The sequence below is a fragment of the Mycobacterium pinniadriaticum genome (assembly GCF_026242045.1).
GTDB lineage: Bacteria > Actinomycetota > Actinomycetes > Mycobacteriales > Mycobacteriaceae > Mycobacterium > Mycobacterium pinniadriaticum.
This window is the reverse complement of sequence record NZ_JAPJDO010000113.1, coordinates 1-887: the sequence shown is the minus strand read 5'-3', so window position 1 is coordinate 887 and position 887 is coordinate 1. Positions and strand designations below refer to the sequence as shown.

The 887-nt window shown below is 67.1% G+C and carries 1 protein-coding gene; it reads right to left on the bottom strand.

The window, feature by feature from the left end:
- Window positions 1-887 (bottom strand): lipoyl synthase (lipA, locus tag ORI27_RS32880; RefSeq protein WP_266001432.1); only part of this gene is annotated, 887 nt, incomplete at both ends.

The window sequence follows — 887 nt, the reverse complement described above, 5'->3', positions numbered from 1 at the left end:
TGCGCGGCCGCGGCCTGCTGGTACAGGCGGCCGGCGCGGTAGGAGGACCGCACCAGTGGCCCGGACAGCACGCCGGCGAATCCGAGCCGTTCGGCATAGTTGGCCAGCTCGACGAACTCCTCGGGTTTGACCCAGCGCTGCACCGGGTGATGCCGCAGTGACGGGCGCAGGTACTGGGTGATGGTGACGATGTCGCATCCTGCGCCGTGCAGATCGGCCAGCGCGGTGTGCACCTCGTCGATGGTTTCGCCCATGCCCAGGATCAGATTGCTCTTGGTCACCAGTCCGGCCTCGCGGGCGGCGGTCAGCACATCGAGGCTGCGCTGGTAACGGAATGCCGGCCGGATCCTCTTGAAGATCCGCGGCACCGTTTCCACGTTGTGGGCGAACACTTCTGGGCGTGAGTCGAATACCTGGCGCAGCAGGTCCGGTTCACCGTTGAAGTCCGGCGCCAACAGCTCGACGCCGGTGTTCGGGTTGAGCGACTTGATAGCGCGCACCGTTTCGGCGTACAGCCACGCCCCGCCGTCGGGCAGGTCGTCACGAGCCACCCCGGTCACCGTCGCGTAGCGCAGTCCCATCGCGGCCACACTCTCGGCCACCCGCCGCGGCTCGTCACGATCCAGCTCGGCGGGCTTACCGGTGTCGATCTGGCAGAAATCGCAGCGCCGCGTGCACTGCTCGCCGCCGATGAGGAAGGTGGCCTCCCGGTCTTCCCAGCACTCGAAGATGTTGGGGCAGCCCGCTTCCTCGCAGACCGTATGCAATCCCTCGCGACGCACCAGACTTTTCAGTGCGGTGTACTCCGGGCCCATCCGCGCCCGAGTCTTGATCCACGGCGGCTTACGCTCGATCGGCGTCTCCGCATTGCGGACCTCCAGACGCAG